Below are 19,998 nucleotides of genomic sequence, written 5' to 3'. Positions count from 1 at the left end.
TCCAGAACGCGAGAGGGGCCAAAGGGTTCCAGGCCGGCAGATTATTTGGCGGCGGGTTCCTTGCCGGCCAGATACTGTTCCAGCCAGTGGATGTGGTAGTCGCCGTTGATGATGTCGTCCTCGCGCACCAGGGCCCGGAACAGCGGCAGTGTGGTCTCGATGCCTTCGACCACCATCTCGTCCAGCGCCCGGCGCAGCCGCATCAGGCATTCGGCGCGGGTCTTACCATGCACGATCAGCTTGCCGACGAGGGAATCGTAATAGGGCGGGATCGTGTAACCCTGATAGACGGCGGAATCGATCCGGACGCCCAGGCCACCCGGCGGGTGATATTGCAGGATCCGGCCCGGCGAGGGTCGGAAGGTCTGCGGATTCTCGGCGTTGATGCGGCATTCGATCGCGTGGCCGATGACCTGGACTTCGTCCTGCCTGGCCGGCAGATCCCCGCCGGCGGCGATGCGGATCTGTTCCAGCACGAGGTCGATGTCGGTGATGCTCTCGGTGACGGGATGCTCCACCTGGATGCGGGTGTTCATCTCGATGAAGTAGAACTCGCCGTCCTCGAACAGGAACTCGATGGTGCCGACGCCGAGATATTTCATCTCGCGCATCGCTTTCGCGCAGGTCTCGCCGATCCTGGCGCGTGCGGCCGCCGCGAGGACGGGCGAGGGGCCTTCTTCCCAGACCTTCTGGTGCCGGCGCTGCAGCGAGCAGTCGCGCTCGCCCAGATGGATCGCGCCGCCGCGGCCGTCGCCGAGGATCTGGATCTCGATGTGACGCGGCTTCTCGAGGTACTTTTCGAGATAGACGGAGGCATCGCCAAAGGCGGATTTGGCCTCGTTGGCCGCCGTCGACAAGGCTACCTGCAGGTCGGCCTCGCTGTGGGCGACCTTCATGCCGCGGCCGCCGCCGCCGGCTGCCGCCTTGACCAGGACCGGGAAGCCGATCGCCTTCGCGATCGCCATCGAGTCGTCATCTGGACCGACAGCGCCGTCGGAGCCGGGCACCACGGGTATGCCGAGGCGCTTGGCGGTCTTCTTCGCCTCGATCTTGTCGCCCATCAGGCGGATGTGCTCGGCCTTGGGACCGATGAAGTGCAGATTGTGCTCTTCGAGAATTTCCGCAAAGCGCGCGTTCTCCGACAGGAAGCCGTAGCCGGGATGCACGGCGTCGGCGCCCGTGATCTCGCAGGCCGCGAGCAGCGCGGGCACGTTGAGATAGCTGTCCTTGGACGGCGGCGGCCCGATGCACACGCTCTCGTCCGACAGGCGCACATGCATGGCGTCGGCGTCGGCGGTGGAGTGCACGGCCACGGTCGCGATCCCGAGCTCCTTGCAGGCCCTGAGGATGCGAAGGGCGATCTCGCCGCGATTGGCTATGAGGATCTTGTCGAACATGGTGCCTCAGGGGCGAAGTAGCGAATGGCGAGTGGCGAATGGCGAGTAGGGAAGGGCTGGACCATTCGCTATTCGCTATTCCTCATTCGCTTACTCAATGATCACGAGCGGCTCGCCGTACTCGACCGGCTGGCCGTCCTCGACCAGGATCTGCGTCACCGTGCCGGCGCGCGGCGAGGGGATCTGGTTCATCGTCTTCATGGCTTCGATGATGAGCAGCGTCTGGCCGACCGAGACCTTGGTGCCGACCTCGATGAACGGTTTTGCGCCCGGCTCCGGCGCCCAATAGGCCGTGCCGACCATCGGCGAGATCACGGCGCCGGGATGCTTCGACAGATCGGGCGCAGCAGTGCCGGGCGCGGCGGCGCCTGCAGTCATCGGAAGTGCGGCGGGAGCGGCTGTCATCGGCATCGGCATCGTCGCGGCAATGCTGATGTTGCGGGCGACGCGCAGGCGCAGGCCTGCCCGTTCGATCTCGATTTCGGTGAGGCTGGTCTCATCGAGCAGCAAGGCAAGCTCGCGGACGAGCGCGGAATCCTCGCTGGAAAACTTTGCGGCTGCTTTGTCGTCTGGCTGGCGCGCCATGTTGTTTGATCCGAATGTTCTGTTGGAAGGGAGCGTCAGGCGTTGGGCTTGATGCCGAGCTTGGCGGCAAGGCCCTGAATGGCGAGGCGGTAGCCCTCGATGCCGAAGCCGCAGAGCGAGGCGAAGGCCGCGCGTGCGGTGTAGGAGTGATGACGAAAGCTCTCGCGGGCGTGGATGTTGGTCACGTGCACTTCGACCGCCGGAATTTGCACCGCGAGCAGCGCGTCGTGCAGCGCGATCGAGGTGTGGGAATAGCCGCCGGCATTGATCACGATGCCCTTCATCCTGCGCCGATGCGCCTCGTGGATGAAGTCGATCAATTCGCCTTCGCGGTTGGACTGGCGGCAATCGACCTTGAGGCCGAACGTCGCCGCCGTCTCCCGGCACAGCACCTCGACGTCGGCCAGCGTTCCGTGGCCGTACTTTTCGGGCTCGCGCGTCCCCAGCATGTTGAGGTTCGGCCCGTTCAGGACGAGGATCGTGTCGGTTGCAGGTTCGGCCATTCCAATCCCGGAAGAGGTGCTTCGGCGTGGCGGGGTTATAGGTAACAAAGCGCGTGAGGGGAAGCCTTGAAGGGCCTGAGGGGCGGGGTCAGGCACCTCATCCAGTGCGCAAAAACCTGTGCGGAAACTACGGAAATTGCTTGTTAACCAGTCCGAAGCATGGGCTGCCGGCCGCATGCGAAGGGGGGCGGGCATCGCTGCCCGCCCCCTGGGGTTGCCGGTATCCGGCCTTAGACGTTCAGCACTGCCACGATCTCGTAGGTGTCCGGATTGATGATCACGATCTCATCGCGGACCAGGACGTACCTGTAGGTCCGCCACTCCGGATAGATGGACACGACCCGGGACGGCAGGGCGTGAAGCGTGATGCCCTCGCGCGGCACGCGGGTGCCGACGGAGATCGAGAAGTTGACGTTGGTCACGGGCTGCACGCGCTGCTCGCGGATCACCGACGTGATCTGCGTGCGCTGCTCGGTCGAAAGCTTGGCAGCGGCCCCGGCCTGTCCCACCGTGGTCGAGGATGAGGTCGAGCTCTGGCCCTGCGCGTTCTGGTTCGTGCCGGTGCCCTGACGGCTGTCGGCGTTGTTGGTCGAGGTGCCGCTCTTGCTGCCCTCAGCCTTCATGTCCTTCTGGTCCTTGCTTCCGGACTTGGTCGTGTCCTGGCTCATGCTCTTGGACTTGTCCTGCTGGGACTTGTCCATCTGGCCCTGTGCGCGGTCATCCGTGCGCTGGCCCTTGGTGGCGCCGGCCTTGTCTTCGGCCGCGTTCTTGTTCATCGCACCACCCGAGGAGCGATCGTCCTTCATCGCGCCGGATTTGTCCTCGGAGGCCCGATCGGACTTCATGCCGCTGGAGCCGCCGGACTGGCCGACAGTACCCTTGTCATGGCTCATGGAATCGCGACCCATCGCGCCACCACGCTCGGCACCGCCGCCAGAGGGCTGCGATTGCTGCGTCTGCGCGCCACCTGCGCCGCCGCCGCTGTCGCGGCCCATGGTACCCTGTGCGTTCGCCAGACCGGTGCCCGCCACGAGTGCTGCTGCGGCAACTGAGATCATAAAGCGGTTCAACATCGAAATTCTCCTCACGTGTTTCTCTGCGTCATTGCCCGCGCCGACAACGAAAGGAGATTTGACTTGTTCCGGAACATTGGCTGTTCCGCGGCATTTGTTTGTTGAACGCCAGATGAATGACTTTGCAAAATCGCGCCAAGGTCTGGCGCAAGAAGAAAGGCCGGCTTTTCAGCCGGCCTTTTGCGCGTCTTCGTTATCGTAGAACGTGTGATCAACAAGTCGCTTTGCCGCAGCGGGCAATGCCGATCTTTTCCCTGAGGCTTTCTACGCCGACGGCTCCGATCACGATCTGCTTGCCGATCACGTAGCTCGGCGTACCGTTCATGCCCATCGCTTCTGCAAGCTTGAAGTTCTCCTCGATGGTGGCGCGCACCTCGGGGCTGGCGATGTCCTTTTCGATTTTCGCAGTGTCGAGGCCGGCTTCCTTGGCCGCCTGAATCGCACGCGCCTTGTCCGCCGCACCACGACCATTGAGCAGCCTCTGGTGGAAATCGAGGTATTTCTTGCCCGAGGGATCCTGCATGCGCACGGCGACCGCGACCTGGGCCGCTTCGACGGAGCCCTGGCTCAGCACCGGAAACTCCTTCAGCACCACCTTCAGCTTCGGATCGCTCTTCATGAGTTCGAGCATGTCGCCCATGGCGCGTTTGCAGTAGCCGCAATTGTAGTCGAAGAACTCGACGAAGGTGACGTCGCCATCCTTGTTGCCGAGCACGACCTGGCGCGGCGAGTTGAAGATCGCATCGGCATTCTGTGCGATGCTGGCCTCGTGCTTCTGCGTTTCCGCCGCGGCCTGGCGCTTGCTGAGTTCAGCCATGGCCTCCTCGAGCACTTCGGGATGGCTGACGAGATAGTTCTTGATGATCTTCTCGATGTCGGTGCGCTGGCTGTCGGAGAAACCGTCGGCCGAGGCGGGCACGGCTGCGCCGAACATGGCGAGCGCAAACAACGCAGGAGCAAGCAGGCGCAGCGAAGGCATGGTGAAATCCTCTTATCCAAAGCAGGTTTCGAGAAAAGTCCCGATGGACTTGAGCTCGGTGTCGTGACGTCGTGGTATCAGGCGTCGTTCGAGTTGCGTCAGTTGCGCGACGGCTTCGCCGCCACGATGTCGTCGGCCTTGACCCATCCAGGCGTGCCGACGGCGAAACGGGTTTTCGCGCGCGTGGCAAGCTCGCGGGCGGTCTTGTTGTCGCCGCGCAGGTAGGCGGCCTGGGCCGAGGCGAGATCTGCCTCGGCATAGTCTCCCTTCCGGCCGTAGGCCATCGCGAGTTGGGTATAGCCGAGGGCCGCCTCGGGCTCTCGCGCCACAGCGGCGCGGAGAATCCGAACGGCATCATCGGTGTAGGCCTTATTATCGGTTCCAACCAGAGCCTGCCCAAGTAACATCTCGATGAGGGGTGCGTTGTTCGAGAGCTGCGCCGCCTTGCGCAGGGGGGCGATCGCCTCGGCCGGTTTGCCGCTTTCCAGAAGGGCCTGGCCGCGCACCTCGTAGAAATATGGGTTGTTCGGCTGCACCTGGATCAGCGCGTCGATCTGGGTGAGCGCGCTGCGCAAATCCCCGTGCAGATAGGTACTGATGGCGCGGGCATAGCGCGCCGGCAAGCTGTCGTTGGTCTGGGGATAGCGGCGGTACACCGTCTCCGGCCGCTCCATGAAGGCGGAGATCTTGGCGCGAACCATGTCGTGCCGGAGCTGAAGCGCGGGATCGTCCTTCTTGTTCCAGTATGGGCTGGAGCTGGCGAATTCCTGGAGCGCGGCGACGCGCTCGGCCGGCATCGGATGCGACTGAAGATAGGGATCGGCGCCGCGCGAGGCGAACAGGCTCTCGCTGGTGAAGCGCTTGAAGGTCTCGTACATGCCCTTCGGCGATTGCTGGGTCGCCGTCAGGAATTTCACGCCGGCGCGGTCGGCGTTCTCCTCCTGCTGGCGCTGGTAGGACAGCAGCGTACGGCGGATCATCTCCTGCGGAGCGGCGATCGCGGCCGCGCCGGCATTTGCCAGCCCGTTGTTGCCGGCGCTCGAGCTGCGGGTGCTGCCCGCAGCGATCGCGCCGGCGCCGAGCAGCATCGCGATGATCATCTGGGTCTGGGCGGTGGCGAGCTGTTCGCGCAGCTTGGACAGATGGCCGCCCGCCAGATGCCCGGTCTCGTGCGCGAGCACGCCGATGATCTGGTTCGGCGTCTCCGACTGGAGCAGGGCACCCCAATTGACGAAGATGCGGCGGCCGTCCGCGACGAACGCGTTGAACGAGCCGTCGTTGATGATCACCATCTGGATGTTGTGCTTCTCCAGACCGGCGACCCGGAGGATCGGGCGCGTGTATTCGCGCAGCAGCTGCTCGGTCTCGGTGTCGCGCAGCACCGGCGGCCCCTTGGCCTGCGCATGCGCGGCCGGGAACGGCGTCAGCGCGATCGCCATGGCGGTGACGAGCGCAGTGAGGGCGGAGGCCTTTTGGCGCGATGCAATCTTGAGCAACATCAAGTGATCTGGGTCAAACGGTCTTGATCAAGCAGTGTCGTGATTGGTTTTGGCGGTTGGCGGCGGCCCGGATACGCGATATGCCCCTATGAGCCGTGCCCTTTATGACCCGTACAATGCGGCCAGTCTGGGGCGCAAGCGCTCCGTTTTCCGGACCGGACGGATCGGTCGCCAGCGATAGCAGAGATCGATGCACGATGCGACATTGAGGAACCGGTTGGGGCAGTGGCTCGAACCCTCCCGCCGCAGCGACGTTCCCCCGTTCATGGTGATGGACGTCATGGCCGCGGCGGCCCGAATCGAGGCCGCCGGCGGCCGTGTCATCCACATGGAGGTCGGCCAGCCCGCGGCCCGCGCGCCGAAGACCGCGGTCGCCGCCGCCCATGCCGCGCTCGAGGCGGCGCGGATCGACTATACTTCCGCCCTCGGCATCCCCAGTCTGCGCGAGCGCATCGCGCGCCATTATCGCGACACCTATGGCTGTGACGTCAGCCCCGAGCGGATCGTGGTGACCACAGGGTCCTCCGGCGGCTTCGTTCTGGCTTTCCTGTCGATGTTCGAGCCCGGCGATCGCGTCGCCGTGACCGTGCCGGGCTATCCGCCATACCGTCATATCCTCACCGCGCTCGGCTGCGAGCCGGTGCTGATCGAGACCACGAACGAGACGCGCCATGCGCTCACCGGCGAGGCGCTGCTCGCCGCCCATCGCAAGGCGCCGCTGAAGGGCGTGCTGGTCGGCAGCCCCGCGAATCCGACGGGCACGATGATGTCGCGCGAGGCGCTCTCGGGCCTCATTGCGGCGGCGGAAGATGCTGGCATCCGCTTCATCTCGGATGAGATCTATCACGGGCTCGACTACGCGTTTCCGGCAGTGACGGCGGCGGCGCTGTCCGAGCACGCGCTCGTGATCAACTCGTTCTCGAAGTATTTTTGCATGACGGGCTGGCGCGTCGGCTGGATCGTCGTGCCCGAAATCCTGGTCCGGCCGATCGAGCGGCTCCAGCAGAACCTGTCGATCTCGGTGCCGACGCTGTCGCAGATCGCGGCAGAGGCAGCCTTCGACGGCGCGGCCGAGATGGAGGAGATCAAGCACGGCTATCAGGAAAACGGGCGTATCCTGATCGATGGACTGCCCAAGGCTGGACTGACGAGATTCCTGCCGGCCGACGGCGCCTTCTATCTTTATGCCGACGTCTCCGACTTCACCTCCGACAGCTTCGAATTCGCCAAGCAAATGCTGGAGCAGGCGCATGTTGCGGCGACTCCGGGCCTCGATTTCGATCCCATCCATGGACGCTCGTTCGTTCGGTTTTCCTACGCACGTTCAGCCGAAGAGATGCGCGAGGCAGTTGACCGGATCGCTCACTGGCTTAAATAGCCGCCAGTTTTCGACAGCCTTCCGGAGTTCAACTTGTCTGATCAATCTGCTTCGCCTGCCGCCGCTTCGCATTCATCTCTTGCCGCATTGATCTGGCCGAGCAGCCCGGGCGAAGCCGTCGGCGCCCTGCGCGCCGTGGTGCTGATTGCATTCGGCAGCGCGCTGATGGCGCTGTCAGCAAAGGTCAGCCTGCCACTGCCCTATGTGCCCATGACATTGCAGACGCTGGTGGTGCTGATGATCGGAGCCGCCTATGGCTGGCGCCTTGGCAGCGCAACCATGATCGCCTACCTCGCCGAGGGCGCGCTTGGCCTTCCGGTGTTTGCCGGCCCGGTGGGTGGAATTGCACCGCTGGTCGGACCGACCGCGGGCTACCTGTTCGGCTTCATTGCGGCAGCCTTCTTGACCGGCTGGCTGGCCGAGCGCGGCTGGGATCGCAACGTGATGCTGCTGTTTGCGGCCATGGCCGTCGGCCATGTCGTGATTCTCGCCGCCGGCTTCGGCTGGCTGGCATTCGGCCTTGGTCTCGGCGCCGCCAAGGCCTGGCAGGTCGGCATCGTGCCGTTCATTGCGGCCTCGCTGATCAAGAATGCGCTCGGCGCGATGCTGATGCCGGCGGCACGTCGTATCGTCGAGCGCCGCGGGTAATACGCGCCGTCACGAGCAGTTCCAATTGACGGGGCGGCCAAGTTGATCTTGAAGTTGATCTTGGCTGGCCCTGTGTCTTGAGGGGGAGTGAACCCGATGACGACGACAACGATGGCGGGGGCGCCGGTCGCGCCGCCCGCGGCCAAGCCGTGGTACAAGGTCCTTTACGTCCAGGTGCTGATCGCCATCGTGCTCGGTGCCATCGTCGGCTGGCTCTGGCCGCAGGTCGCCACCAACGAATGGATCAAGGCGCTCGGCGACGGCTTCATCAAGCTGATCAAGATGGTGATCGCTCCGATCATCTTCTGCACCGTCGTCTCCGGCATCGCCCACATCCAGGACGCCAAGAAGGTCGGCCGCATCGGCGTCAAGGCGCTGCTCTATTTCGAGGTCGTCTCGACTTTCGCACTGGTGATCGGTCTCGTTATCGGCAATCTGGTGAAGCCCGGCGCCGGCTTCGGCGGTGGCGCGGCTAACGAGGCCGCAGTCGCAAATTACGCCAAGCAGGCGGCCGGTCAGAGGTCGGTCGACTTCGTGCTGCACATCATTCCGGACACCGTGGTCGGCGCCTTCGCGCAAGGCGAGATCCTGCAGGTGCTGCTGTTCGCGGTGCTGTTCGGCTTCGCATTGATGAGCCTCGGTGAGCGCGGCCACACCATCCGCAGCTTCATAGACGATGCCGCGCACGCCGTGTTCGGAGTCATCTCCATCATCATGCGTGCAGCCCCGGTCGGCGCGTTCGGCGCGATGGCCTATACGATCGGCAAGTTCGGCACCGGCGCGATCCTCAACCTGGTCGGGCTGATCGCCACGTTCTACGTCACCGCGGCGCTGTTCGTGTTCGTCGTGCTCGGTCTCATCGCCCGAATGGCAGGGTTCTCGATCTTCAAGTTCCTGGCCTACATCAAGGACGAGTTGCTGATCGTGCTCGGTACCTCGTCCTCGGAAAGCGCGCTGCCGTCCCTGATGGAGAAGCTGGAGCGCCTCGGCTGCTCCAAGTCGGTGGTCGGTCTCGTCGTGCCCACGGGTTACTCGTTCAACCTCGACGGCACCAACATCTACATGACGCTCGCGACGCTCTTCATCGCGCAGGCGCTCGGCTATGACCTCAGCTTCAGCCAGCAGGCCACGATCCTGGTCGTGGCGATGCTGACCTCGAAGGGCGCCTCCGGCATCACCGGCGCAGGCTTCATCACGCTGGCGGCGACGCTGGCCGTGGTCGATCCGCGCCTCGTGCCGGGCATGGCGATCGTGCTCGGCATCGACAAGTTCATGAGCGAGTGCCGGGCCCTGACCAACCTGTGCGGCAACGGCGTTGCCTGCGTGGTCGTCGCCTGGTGGGAAGGCGAGCTCGATCGCGACAAGCTCAATGCCAACCTCGCCAAGGAGATCGATCCGACCGACATGGAGACCGCGATCACGACGGACTGATCCGCAAGCCGTAGCTGACGGCGCCGTCTTCTCTCGAAGCAAAGGGCTGGTCGATATCCTCGACCGGCCCTTTTCCTTTGCGTCCAGTCTAAAACCGTCCCGGCCTGTACGGCGCAGGATCAATCGCCGGCGTCTCGCCGCTCATCATCTCCGCGAGCAGACGTCCGGTGGCGGGCCCAAGCGTAAAGCCCTGATGTCCGTGGCCGAAGTTCATCCAGAGGCCTGGATGACGGGGAGCCTGGCCGAGCACCGGCAGCATGTCGGGCGTGCAGGGCCGGGTGCCGAACCATGGATCCGGCTCGACGCGACGGCCAAGGTCGATCAGCTCACGCGCGGAGGCCTCGGCGCTGGCGAGTTGAACCGGCGTTGCGAGCGCCTCCGGGCGCGTCAGCTCCGCTCCTGTCGTGATGCGGATGCCCTTGGCCATCGGGCCCATGGCATAGCCGCCCGTCTTGTCGATCAGCGGCAGGTCGAGCGAAGCGCCGCCGCTGTAATGCATGTGGTAGCCGCGCTTGCGCACCAGCGGGATGCGATAGCCGAATTTGTGAAGGAGGTCGGGCGACCACGGCCCGAGCGTCACGACGGCGTGGGGCGCATCGAGGCGTCCGCTGTCGGTGTCGACCGACCAGCCGGTCGCGGTCTGTTGCAGCGATCGTGCATCGCCGAGCACGATCGTGCCGCCGAGGCGCTCGAACAAATCGGCATAGGCCGTGACCAGCGCGCCGGGATCGGACACCGTCCAGGTGTCGAGCCAATGGATCGCTCCGGGGAGATCGTCGCGAAGGATCGGCTCGGCCTTGGCAAGCTCGCTGCCCGACAGCACGCGAAAGTTCACGCCGAACTCGCGCCCATCTTCCTCCGCGGCCTTGATCGAGAGATCAAAAGAAGCGGGGTCGCGAAACAATGCGCGGTAGCCGGCGCGACGGATGAGATTGTCGGCATGCGCTTCGCGGATCAGGATGTCGTGCTCGGCCGTTGCGTGCGCGATCAGCCGTGCCCAAGCCTCGATTGCCTCGCGATGCCGCTTCGGCGCCGAATGCCACCAGTAGCGGAGCAGGGGCTCGACGTGGAGGTGGAGGGAGGACAGGCTGTAGCGCACGTCGTTGGTACGGCCGGTCGCGATCTTCAAGAGCGAGGCGAAGTCGCGCGGCATGGGATAGGGGCGCACCGCTTCGGCCTGGATCATCCCGGCGTTGCCGTAGCTGGTCTCGCGGCCCGGCTCCCTGCGATCGACGAGGGTGACGGACCAGCCGCGCTGCCGCAGGTGCAGCGCCGCGCTCACGCCGATCATGCCGCCGCCGAGAACGATCGCGCTTTGCATCGAAGCTGACCTCGCCAAATCAAAACCGCCCGGTTTGGCCGGGCGGTTTCAACTCCACTGTTCGTTTACTCGCCGCCGCCGAAACGGCGTGACCACCAGCCGGCACGACGCGGGGCAGCCGTGGTTTCGCTTGCGGCCTCCGGTGCGGGCTCGGCTGCCGGCGCAGCAACAGGTTCGGGCGCCTGCGCCACCGGCGTTGCGGGCTCCGCCTGGCTGTTCAGCTGGAAGCTCACCTTTTCCCGGACTGTGGAGCGACGCCGCGCGGCCTTGTCGCCGGCGGGCTCTTCTTCTGGCGTTGCGATCGTCGTGGCGGGAACCGGCTCCGGCTGGGCCGGCGCCTCGGTCTGCACCTCGGCGTGCGGCTCGGGCTGCGCGATTTGCGGCTCGTCGGTGTGCTCGGCCTGGATGTGCTCGGCCTCCGCGATCGAGGGCGCGGCCTCGCTGCTGAAGCCGTCGAAATCGGCAACCGCTTCGGTCGCCTCCGATGGCAGACTGGCGCCGAGCTCGTCGCCGATGGAGCCGGCAAGACCTTCCTCGCCGCCACCGCGACGGCGGCGTCCGCCGCGGCGACCACGCCGGCGCCGGCGCTCGCCGCTGCCCTGCTGCTCGCCACGCGCTGCTTGTTCTTCGCCGTCCTCGCCTTCCGGCTCGGACTCGGCATCCTCTTCACCTTCTCCGGCCATCACGGCCGCTTCGGGCAGCGTGGGGGCGGTATCCTCGCGCAACTCGCCGTCGCGCGGGCCACTGCGGCCGCGCCGGCGGCGACGGCGCTTGCGGCGCTGGCCGTCCTGCTCGGAGGCAGCCTCGCCGGCAGCCTGCTCGTCGGCAAGACCTTCCGTCTCCTCGGTTTCGACCTCGGATTCAGTCTCCAGGTCAAAGCCGTCCTCTTCGTCATAGGCTTCTTCGGCCTGGGGCGGCGGGCTCGCAGCCGCCTGGGCCGCGAGCAGCGCCTTGGCGGCTTCGAGCGTATGCACCTGCTCGCCGCGGTCGATCACATACGCCTGCGGGCCGCTGACGCTGGGGTCGGCGATGACCGACAGCGTGACCTTGAAGCCGTTCTCGAGATCGCGCAGATGGCCGCGCTTGTGGTTGAGCACATAGAGCGCGACATCGGTGCGGGTGCGGACCACCAGATTGTGGGTCGCGCCCTTCATCAGGATCTCTTCGAGGCCGCGCAGCAGCTGCAGCGCCACCGAAGACACCGAGCGGACATGGCCGGTGCCGCCGCAATGCGGGCACGGATCGGTCGAGCTCTCGAGCACGCTGGCGCGGATGCGCTGGCGCGACATCTCGAGCAGGCCGAAATGCGAGATGCGGCCGACCTGGATGCGCGCGCGGTCCTGCCGCAGGCAATCCGACAGCTTGCGCTCGACCGCGCGGTTGTTGCGCTTCTCGTCCATGTCGATGAAGTCGATGACGATCAGGCCGGCGAGGTCGCGCAGACGAAGCTGGCGGGCGACCTCTTCGGACGCTTCCAGATTGGTCTTGAGCGCGGTGTCCTCGATATGGTGCTCGCGGGTCGATCGTCCCGAGTTGACGTCGATCGAGACCAGCGCCTCGGTCTGGTTGATCACGATGTAGCCGCCGGAGCGGAGCTGCACGGTCGGCGAGAACATCGCGTCGAGCTGGCTTTCGACGCCCATGCGCGAGAACAGCGGCTGGCCGTCGCGATACTGCTTCACCGCGCTGACATTGGCGGGCATCAGCATCTTCATGAAGTCGCGGGCTTCGCGGTAGCCGGCCTCACCGGCAACCGAGATCTCGTCGATCTCCTTGTTGTAGAGATCGCGCAGCGAGCGCTTGATCAGCGAGCCTTCCTCGTAGACGAGGGTGGGGGCCTGCGACTTCAGCGTCAGGTCGCGCACCGTCTCCCACATCCGGATCAGATATTCGAAGTCGCGCTTGATCTCGGGCTTGGTGCGGGCGGCGCCGGCGGTGCGCAGGATGATTCCCATGCCCTCGGGTACGTCGAGATCCTGCACCACTTCCTTGAGGCGCGAACGATCCTGCGCGCTGGTGATCTTGCGGCTGATGCCGCCGCCGCGCGCGGTGTTGGGCATCAGCACGGCGTAGCGACCGGCGAGCGAGAGGTAGGTCGTCAGCGCCGCGCCCTTGTTGCCGCGCTCTTCCTTGACCACCTGCACCAGCATCACCTGGCGGCGCTTGATCACTTCCTGGATCTTGTACTGGCGGCGCGGGCGGAAGGTGCGCTCCGGCACTTCCTCCAGCACGTCGTCGCCGCCGACGGATTCGACGACTTCCTCTTCGGCTTCCTCGCCGTCCTCGTCCTCGTCGTCTTCCTCGTCGTCTTCGCCGGCTTCATCCGAGGTCTCGGGGTGGGGCGCCTCGATGATCTCGCCGGCTGCGTAGACGGCGTCGGCCGGCTCGGCGGCAGAGGTCACGGTCTCGGCCAGAGCCTCCGCGGGCCATTCGGAGGCGACGGCCTCCTGCGGCTCGGCAGCGGTCTCGGTCGCGACCACGGGCTCGGCGCCGACGGCCGCGACAGGCGCGGGCGCCTCGTCGGCATGATCATGGCCGTGATCATCGTGGTCGTGATGATCGTGCTCGCCGTGGTGACCATGATCGTCATGATCGTGGTCGTGATGGTGATCGTCATCATGGGCCAGATGACCGCCGTGATCATGATCGCCATGGTCGTGGTCGTGATGATCGTCGCCCTCGTGCTCGCCGTGATGGTCCGCATCGGCGTGCAGGTGTTCGCCTTCGTGCGAAGTGCCCTCGGCCTGTGCCGACAGGTCCTGTCCCTCGACGGGCAGGGCTGCGGGATCGGCGCCGGCGTCGAGGCCTTCGACGACGTCGCTGCGCACGCGCTCGCCATGACCGCGGCGGCGGGCGTTGCGGTGGCGGGAACGGCGGCGGCCGTGCGAGCGGTTCTCGCTCTCTTCCTCGGCCTCGCGATGGGCCTGTTCCTCGGCCTCGATCAGCGCCTGCCGGTCGGCGACAGGGATCTGATAATAGTCGGGATGGATTTCGCTGAAGGCGAGGAAGCCGTGGCGGTTGCCGCCATATTCGACGAAGGCGGCCTGGAGCGAGGGTTCGACCCTTGTGACCTTGGCGAGGTAAATGTTCCCGCGCAGTTGCTTGCGTTGCGCGGTCTCGAAATCAAACTCTTCGACGCGATTGCCGCGGACCACGACGACCCGGGTCTCTTCCGGGTGGGTGGCATCGATCAACATCTTGTTGGGCATGTCTTAACTCTTGGCGGCGGCGGACGCGATAAACCGTGGGCGCGTATCGCGCCGCCGGGTGACGCGACGGTCCACCTGATTCGGGGGTGAGGGGAAGGCCGAAACGCCGTCTCTCGCGCCTTGCCGAACCGGAAGCTTCAGGACCGTTGCGACGCGCGGGATTGTCACTCCGCAGCGTCGCGAATGGTCCTTCAGATTTCGTCGGCACAGTCTGGCGCATCAAGCGTCGGCCCGTATGAAACACTGGGCGGCGAGGCCGCCCTTCAATCAGTTGCTGCTGGCCAGGCACGGCGCGAGCGCGCTCGCCTTGGGGAACGAACCGCTCCCTTGGGATCAAGGGACCGGGTAATGGGTTACGCCGCCGTCAGAACCGTCCCGGTAACATGAGTGGTAACCCGAGACCGTCCGCCACCGGGGCTTGCCCCCGTTCCACCTCGCTGCCGCGCACCGCGCTGGTCTTAGAGGGAAACGGAAAACGCTGGAATTCCCAAACCTTGAGAGTTCCGGCGCTGCACCGGGAGGCTGAATACGACACAACCGAAAATATCGGCCGTCAGCATTCCGTACATACGAGGAATGAGCCATCCGTGCAAGCGAAGCGTCGCACGGCGGTCACAGTCGCCGAGTTTCGCGTTTCCGTCATTAAGGATCGATTAACCCTGTGGTTCTATTGCGTTAAAAGGGCTGCTCGGAGGCACGGAATCGGTGGCGAGCCGCACAAATCGACGGGTTTTGCTTGGAAGCGTGTTGCTGTGCACCGCGGCATTGCCGTGCGCTGATTCCTCGCGCCTCATTGCTGCGGAAAGCCAGCGGCAAGCCGCTGTCGCCGCAGTGAATTTTCCGACCGCCTCGGCCGCCAGGCTTGCCGGCGACGGCAAGCAGACACGCTTCATCCTGGACATCGACCAGACGGTTACGTTCCGCGCCGTCACGCTGGCCGACCCCTACCGCGTGGTGGTGGACGTGCCGCAACTCAATTTTCAGCTGCCCGCCGGCGCGGGGAGCGGGGGGCGGGGACTGGTCAAGGCCTTCCGGTATGGGCTCGTCATGCCCGGCGGCTCGCGAATCGTGTTCGATCTGACCGGTCCGGCGAAGATCGCCAATTCCTACGTCGTGGAGGCGGCCAACGGCCAGCCGGCTCGGCTCGTGCTGGAATTGGAGGAGGTCGAGCGCGCCGCTTTCGTGTCATCGCTTGCCCCCGAACACCGTCCCGAGCTGCGGCCAGCGATCGCGGAGGCGCCGCCTGCCACAGTTCCCGTCGCCGCGGCACCAGATGGCGCGCAGCAGAAGGCCGACGGTCGACCGGTGGTCGTGATCGATCCCGGTCACGGCGGCATCGACAACGGCACGCAGTCGAGCGGCGAGAGCGAGAAGAACCTGGTGCTGGCTTTTGGCCGCGCGCTGCGCGACAAGCTGGAGAAGGCCGGGAAGTACCGCGTGGTCATGACCCGGGAAGACGACACCTTCATTCCCCTCGCTGACCGGACCAAAATCGCCCGTAACCTCAAGGCGGCTTTGTTCATCTCGATTCACGCGGATGCGCTGCCACGAGCCGAGGGCGACGCGCAGGGCGCGACCATCTATACGCTCTCCGACAAGGCGTCCGATGCCGAGGCCCAGCGCCTCGCGGACGCGGAGAACCGGGCCGATGCGATCGCCGGGTTCAACCTCGCGGAGGAGCCGACCGACGTCGCCGACATATTGATCGACCTCACGCAACGCGAAACCCGCACCTTTTCAAACCGTTTCGCCCGCCTTCTGATGGGCGAAATGAAGTCGACGGTGCGGATGCACAAGCATCCCTTGAAGTCCGCCGGCTTCCGGGTCCTGAAGGCGCCCGATGTGCCCTCGGTGTTGGTCGAGATCGGCTATGTCTCCAACAAGGGTGACCTCGAGCACTTGGTCTCCGAAGGCTGGCGGTCCCGCGCCGTGAGCTCGATGGCGCAGGCGATCGACGGCTTTTTGACCAAGCGGATGGCCACAGCCGGGGCCTCGAACTGAAAGGGTTTGTCCCTCCCGCCCCAAAAGCCCTAGTTTGGCCACAGCGGACGCTTTATAAAAACGCCGCATGGGGTTCCGGAATCGGCGAGAATCCTGTTCGGCAAGCGTCTCAAGTCCGGCATTGATGTGATTGCGTAAGTCGGTGAATTCGTGACGTGAGGTTGGCGCCTGTTTGGGGGCGCCAGGGGCTGATACTTGGCTGATCCAGAGTTTGAACGGATAAACAGATAATGCGCTTGCTGGTGCGGTTCATGGGCTTCCTGTTCGCCGCGGGAACAGTGGTGTTCCTTGTCGGTGTCGGGGCCGTGGCAGGCCTGATCTGGCATTTCTCCAAGGACTTGCCGGACTACTCTCAGCTTCAGGATTACGAGCCGCCGGTGATGACTCGCGTGCACGCGGTCGATGGTTCGCTGCTCGGCGAATACGCCAAGGAGCGGCGGCTCTATCTGCCGATCCAGGCAGTGCCCAAGCTCGTGATCAACGCGTTCCTGGCCGCCGAGGACAAGAATTTCTACGAGCATGGCGGCATCGACTACACCGGCATGGCGCGCGCCGGATTGCTCTATCTGCAGAACTACGGCTCCAACCGCCGTCCGCAGGGGGCCTCCACGATCACCCAGCAGGTCGCCAAGAACTTCCTGCTCACCAACGAGGTCTCCTTCGCCCGCAAGATCAAGGAAGCCTTGCTGGCGATGCGGATCGAGAAGACCTACTCGAAGGACAAGATCCTCGAGCTGTACCTGAACGAAATCTATCTCGGCCTCGGCGCCTACGGTATCGCGGCCGCTTCGCTCGTTTACTTCGACAAGTCGGTGAACGAGCTGACGGTGGCGGAAGCGTCCTATCTGGCGGCGCTGCCGAAGATGCCGGCGACGCTGCATCCGGTTCGTAACCGCGACCGCGCCATCGAGCGCCGCAACTACGTCATCGACCGTCTGGTGGAGAACGGCTGGATCAAGCAGGCCGACGCCGACAAGTCGCGCAAGGAGCCGCTGGCTGTCACCAGCCGTTCCAACGGCGCCCACACCTTCGCCGGCGAATATTTCGCCGAGGAAGTCCGCCGCGACATCTTCGAGCGCTACGGCGAGAAGAAGCTCTACGAGGGCGGCCTGTCGGTTCGCACCACGCTCGATCCGAAGATCCAGGTCATGGCGCGCAAGGCCATGGTCGCCGGCCTCGTGAACTATGACGAGCAGCAGGGCTATCGCGGCGCCATGAGCAAGCTCGATATTTCGGGTGATTGGGGCGTGAAGCTCGCCGAGATCAAGTCGCTCTCCGACATCTCGCCATGGCGCATGGCGGTCGTGCTGGAGACCAGCGACCAGTCGGCGCGCATCGGCTTCCAGCCGAGCCGCGAGCTTGGCGGCGCCGTCAGCAAGCAGCGCGAGACCGGCATCGTCACGGTCGACGGCGTGCGCTGGGCGCGGGCCCTGCAGGGCGGCACGAAGGGCAAGACGCCGACGGCGGTGTCGCAGGTGCTTCAACCCGGCGACGTGATTTATGCCGATCCGCTCTACAAGGACGGTCACCCCGTCGAAGGCCAGTACCGGCTCCGCCAGATCCCCGAAGTCTCCGGCGCCATGGTGGTGATGGATCCCTGGACCGGCCGCGTGCTCGCGATGGTCGGCGGCTTCTCGTTCGACCAGAGCCAGTTCAATCGCGCCACGCAAGCGTATCGGCAGCCGGGTTCGTCGTTCAAGCCAATCGTCTATTCGGCCGCGCTCGACAACGGCTATACGCCGTCGACGGTGGTGCTGGACGCGCCCATCGAAATCGACCAGGGGCAGGGCGCCGGCGTGTGGCGGCCTGAAAACTTCTCCTCCGGCAAATTCCAGGGACCGGTAACGCTGCGCAATGCATTGCGGCAGTCGCTCAACACCGTGACGGTGCGCCTCGCGCAGGACATCGGCATGCCGCTGATCGGCGAGTACGCCCGCCGTTTCGGCGTCTATGACGAGCTGCCGAACTATCTCTCCTACGCGCTCGGCGCCGGCGAGACGACGGCGATGCGCATGGTCACGGCATACTCGATGCTCGCCAATGGCGGCCGCCGGGTGAAGCCGACGCTGATCGACCGTATCCAGGACCGTTACGGCCACACCATCTTCAAGCATGACCAGCGCGAATGCCGCGGCTGCGACGCGCCGGGCGGCTGGAAGAACCAGCCCGAGCCGCAGCTGATCGACCGCCGCGAGCAAGTGCTGGACTCCATGACGGCCTATCAGATCACCGAGCTGATGGAAGGCGTGGTGCAGGCCGGTACGGCCACGGTCATCAAGGACGTCGGCAAACCCGTCGCCGGCAAGACCGGCACCACCAACGAGGCGAAGGACGCCTGGTTCGTCGGCTTCTCGCCCGACATCGCCGTCGCCATTTACATGGGCTACGACAAGCCGCGTCCGCTCGGTAAGGGCAATGCCGCGACGGGCGGCCATCTCGCAGCTCCGATCGCGCGCGATTTCCTCAAGCTCGCGCTCGCCGACAAGCCCGCCGTGCCGTTCAAGGTGCCGGCCGGCATCAAGCTCGTGCGCGTCGTCTCCAAGACCGGCATGCGCGCAGGCCCGGGCGAGACCGGCGGAACCATCCTCGAAGCGTTCAAGCCGGGCACGGCGCCGCCGGATAATTATTCGGTCATCGGCGTTGCCGACGCCGACGGCCGCATGCCGGCCTCGCAGCAGCAACAGCCGGATTCCGGTTTCTTCATGCGGCCGGGCACCGGCGGGCTGTATTAGCGGATAACGCCCTCGTTTCCCGTCGCCCGGCGGTTGCGCTTTGGCGCCGCCGCCGTTACATCCCGATTGCAATCGAACGCGGACGGATTCCGCGAGATCAGAGAACGACATGCGCGCCGAAATCGAACGGTTGGTAGAAGAGATCAAGCAGTCAGTCGGGCTGCTGAGGAGGCATCTTTGACGTCGAGAAATCGACGGCGCGCCTCGCCGAGCTGAACAAGCTCGCAGAAGATCCCAACCTCTGGAACGATCCTCAGAAAGCCCAGAAGCTGATGCAGGAGCGCACCTCGCTCGAGGATGCGCTATCGGGCATCGGCAAGGTCGAGCAGGAGCTCGAAGACGACATCGGCATGATCGAACTCGGCGAGGCAGAGGGCGATGACGGCGTCGTTGCCGAAGCCGAAGCTGCGCTGAAGAACCTCAAGAAGGAAGTGGCGCGGCGCGAGCTCGAGGCGCTGCTGTCGGGCGAAGCGGACCGCTTCGATTCCTATCTCGAAGTCCATGCCGGCGCCGGCGGCACCGAGAGCCAGGACTGGGCGCAGATGCTGCTGCGCATGTACACGCGTTGGGCCGAAACCCACGGCTTCAAGGTCGAGTTCCTGGAAGAATCCGAGGGCGAAGAGGCCGGCATCAAATCTGCGACCATCCAGGTCTCCGGGCACAACGCCTATGGCTGGCTGAAGACGGAAGCCGGCGTGCATCGCCTGGTGCGCATCTCGCCGTTCGATTCCAACGCGCGGCGGCACACCTCGTTCTCGAGCGTGCAGGTCTTCCCCGTCATCGACGACAGCATCAAGATCGACATCAAGGAATCCGACGTCCGCGTCGACACCATGCGCTCGGGCGGCGCCGGCGGCCAGCACGTCAACAAGACTGAATCCGCAGTGCGCCTGACGCATATCCCGACCGGCGTGGCCGTGGTCTGCCAGGCCGGCCGCTCCCAGCACAAGAACCGGGCGCAGGCCTGGGACATGCTGCGCGCGCGGCTCTACGAGATGGAGCTGAAGAAGCGCGAGGAAAAGGCTGCTGCCGACCAGGCCGCCAAGACCGACATTGGCTGGGGCCACCAGATCCGCTCCTACGTGCTTCAGCCCTACCAGATGGTGAAGGATCTGCGTACGGGTGTGCAGACCTCCGACACCGCGGGCGTCCTCAATGGGGAACTCGATGAGTTCATGGCCGCGACGCTGGCGCAGCGCGCGTTCGGCACCACGACCGGCGAGATCGAGGACGTGGAATAGC

15 protein-coding genes are annotated in these 19,998 nt (G+C 65.2%); 7 read left to right on the top strand and 8 right to left on the bottom strand.

The genetic code is table 11. The features are described 5' to 3' along the window. Nucleotides 1–41: 41 nt before the first annotated feature. The 6 genes from accC to ACYCVF_RS12880 all read right to left on the bottom strand — a co-directional run bounded on the left by accC (nucleotide 42) and on the right by ACYCVF_RS12880 (nucleotide 6,036). Nucleotides 42–1,397: an acetyl-CoA carboxylase biotin carboxylase subunit gene (gene accC, locus ACYCVF_RS12905; RefSeq protein WP_459595881.1), complete on the bottom strand. Its 1,356-nt coding sequence runs from the start codon at nucleotides 1,395–1,397 to the stop codon at nucleotides 42–44. Nucleotides 1,398–1,487: 90 nt separating this feature from the next. After that, nucleotides 1,488–1,982, bottom strand: coding sequence for an acetyl-CoA carboxylase biotin carboxyl carrier protein (gene accB / locus ACYCVF_RS12900; RefSeq protein WP_459595880.1), 495 nt, complete (start codon nucleotides 1,980–1,982; stop codon nucleotides 1,488–1,490). Nucleotides 1,983–2,017: 35 nt separating this feature from the next. Continuing rightward, nucleotides 2,018–2,485 carry a type II 3-dehydroquinate dehydratase gene (gene aroQ, locus ACYCVF_RS12895; protein WP_459595879.1) on the bottom strand — a complete coding sequence of 156 codons (468 nt, stop codon included), beginning with the start codon at nucleotides 2,483–2,485 and terminating at the stop codon, nucleotides 2,018–2,020. Between the two features lie 230 nt (nucleotides 2,486–2,715). Beyond that, entirely contained in the window at nucleotides 2,716–3,558 is an 843-nt protein-coding gene (locus ACYCVF_RS12890) for a DUF1236 domain-containing protein (protein WP_459595878.1), read from the bottom strand. A gap of 211 nt (nucleotides 3,559–3,769) precedes the next feature. Then, entirely contained in the window at nucleotides 3,770–4,537 is a 768-nt protein-coding gene (locus ACYCVF_RS12885) for a DsbA family protein (protein ID WP_459595877.1), read from the bottom strand. A 98-nt stretch (nucleotides 4,538–4,635) separates the two neighbouring features. Further along, nucleotides 4,636–6,036, bottom strand: a complete 1,401-nt coding sequence (locus ACYCVF_RS12880; RefSeq protein ID WP_459595876.1) for a M48 family metalloprotease — start codon at nucleotides 6,034–6,036, stop codon at nucleotides 4,636–4,638. Nucleotides 6,037–6,226: 190 nt separating this feature from the next. On the opposite strand from ACYCVF_RS12880, the gene ACYCVF_RS12875 reads away from it, so the two are divergent. From ACYCVF_RS12875 to ACYCVF_RS12865, 3 genes are all read left to right on the top strand, one after another. Beyond that, entirely contained in the window at nucleotides 6,227–7,414 is a 1,188-nt protein-coding gene (locus ACYCVF_RS12875; RefSeq protein ID WP_459595875.1) for a pyridoxal phosphate-dependent aminotransferase, read from the top strand. A gap of 90 nt (nucleotides 7,415–7,504) precedes the next feature. Then, nucleotides 7,505–8,062 carry a biotin transporter BioY gene (locus ACYCVF_RS12870; protein WP_459596463.1) on the top strand — a complete coding sequence of 186 codons (558 nt, stop codon included), beginning with the start codon at nucleotides 7,505–7,507 and terminating at the stop codon, nucleotides 8,060–8,062. Nucleotides 8,063–8,158: 96 nt separating this feature from the next. Further along, nucleotides 8,159–9,493: a dicarboxylate/amino acid:cation symporter gene (locus ACYCVF_RS12865; RefSeq protein ID WP_459595874.1), complete on the top strand. Its 1,335-nt coding sequence runs from the start codon at nucleotides 8,159–8,161 to the stop codon at nucleotides 9,491–9,493. Between the two features lie 88 nt (nucleotides 9,494–9,581). On the opposite strand, the gene ACYCVF_RS12860 is transcribed toward ACYCVF_RS12865, so the two are convergent. Together ACYCVF_RS12860 and ACYCVF_RS12855 are read right to left on the bottom strand one after the other, a co-directional pair. Continuing rightward, on the bottom strand, nucleotides 9,582–10,814 hold the full coding sequence (locus ACYCVF_RS12860; RefSeq protein ID WP_459595873.1) for an NAD(P)/FAD-dependent oxidoreductase: 1,233 nt from the start codon (nucleotides 10,812–10,814) through the stop codon (nucleotides 9,582–9,584). A 65-nt stretch (nucleotides 10,815–10,879) separates the two neighbouring features. Continuing rightward, nucleotides 10,880–13,294 carry an Rne/Rng family ribonuclease gene (locus ACYCVF_RS12855; protein WP_459595872.1) on the bottom strand — a complete coding sequence of 805 codons (2,415 nt, stop codon included), beginning with the start codon at nucleotides 13,292–13,294 and terminating at the stop codon, nucleotides 10,880–10,882. A gap of 51 nt (nucleotides 13,295–13,345) precedes the next feature. Between ACYCVF_RS12855 and ACYCVF_RS12850 the strand changes: the two genes are divergently transcribed. From ACYCVF_RS12850 to prfB, 4 genes are all read left to right on the top strand, one after another. Further along, a complete protein-coding gene (locus ACYCVF_RS12850) occupies nucleotides 13,346–14,113 on the top strand; it encodes a hypothetical protein (RefSeq protein WP_459595871.1) in 768 nt (255 codons plus the stop codon). A gap of 615 nt (nucleotides 14,114–14,728) precedes the next feature. Next, on the top strand, nucleotides 14,729–16,024 hold the full coding sequence (locus tag ACYCVF_RS12845; RefSeq protein WP_459595870.1) for an N-acetylmuramoyl-L-alanine amidase: 1,296 nt from the start codon (nucleotides 14,729–14,731) through the stop codon (nucleotides 16,022–16,024). 230 nt (nucleotides 16,025–16,254) lie between these two features. Continuing rightward, the gene (locus ACYCVF_RS12840; RefSeq protein WP_459595869.1) at nucleotides 16,255–18,756 is read left to right on the top strand and encodes a penicillin-binding protein 1A; all 2,502 of its coding nucleotides are present in this window, start codon (nucleotides 16,255–16,257) and stop codon (nucleotides 18,754–18,756) included. A 109-nt stretch (nucleotides 18,757–18,865) separates the two neighbouring features. Beyond that, nucleotides 18,866–19,997, top strand: a protein-coding gene (prfB, locus tag ACYCVF_RS12835; RefSeq protein WP_459595868.1) for a peptide chain release factor 2 whose coding sequence is annotated in 2 segments (ribosomal slippage) — nucleotides 18,866–18,934 and nucleotides 18,936–19,997 — 1,131 coding nt in all. Because the reading frame shifts where the segments join, the coding sequence is not laid out codon by codon here. Nucleotide 19,998: the final 1 nt, after the last annotated feature.

The sequence above is a fragment of the Bradyrhizobium cedriense genome (assembly GCF_054602315.1).
Note: the sequence above shows the minus strand (reverse complement) of the source record. Positions and strands in the feature narration are given on the sequence as shown.

Bases quoted from the DNA above. Each gene is read 5' to 3' on its own strand.
- ACYCVF_RS12840 (WP_459595869.1), top strand. From the start codon at position 16,255: ATGCGCTTGCTGGTGCGGTTCATGGGCTTCCTGTTCGCCGCGGGAACA.
- ACYCVF_RS12880 (WP_459595876.1), bottom strand. From the start codon at position 6,036: ATGTTGCTCAAGATTGCATCGCGCCAAAAGGCCTCCGCCCTCACTGCG.
- aroQ (WP_459595879.1), bottom strand. From the start codon at position 2,485: ATGGCCGAACCTGCAACCGACACGATCCTCGTCCTGAACGGGCCGAAC.
- ACYCVF_RS12860 (WP_459595873.1), bottom strand. From the start codon at position 10,814: ATGCAAAGCGCGATCGTTCTCGGCGGCGGCATGATCGGCGTGAGCGCG.
- ACYCVF_RS12850 (WP_459595871.1), top strand. From the start codon at position 13,346: ATGGCCGTGATCATCGTGGTCGTGATGATCGTGCTCGCCGTGGTGACC.
- ACYCVF_RS12885 (WP_459595877.1), bottom strand. From the start codon at position 4,537: ATGCCTTCGCTGCGCCTGCTTGCTCCTGCGTTGTTTGCGCTCGCCATG.
- ACYCVF_RS12875 (WP_459595875.1), top strand. From the start codon at position 6,227: ATGCACGATGCGACATTGAGGAACCGGTTGGGGCAGTGGCTCGAACCC.
- accC (WP_459595881.1), bottom strand. From the start codon at position 1,397: ATGTTCGACAAGATCCTCATAGCCAATCGCGGCGAGATCGCCCTTCGC.
- accB (WP_459595880.1), bottom strand. From the start codon at position 1,982: ATGGCGCGCCAGCCAGACGACAAAGCAGCCGCAAAGTTTTCCAGCGAG.
- ACYCVF_RS12890 (WP_459595878.1), bottom strand. From the start codon at position 3,558: ATGTTGAACCGCTTTATGATCTCAGTTGCCGCAGCAGCACTCGTGGCG.
- ACYCVF_RS12865 (WP_459595874.1), top strand. From the start codon at position 8,159: ATGACGACGACAACGATGGCGGGGGCGCCGGTCGCGCCGCCCGCGGCC.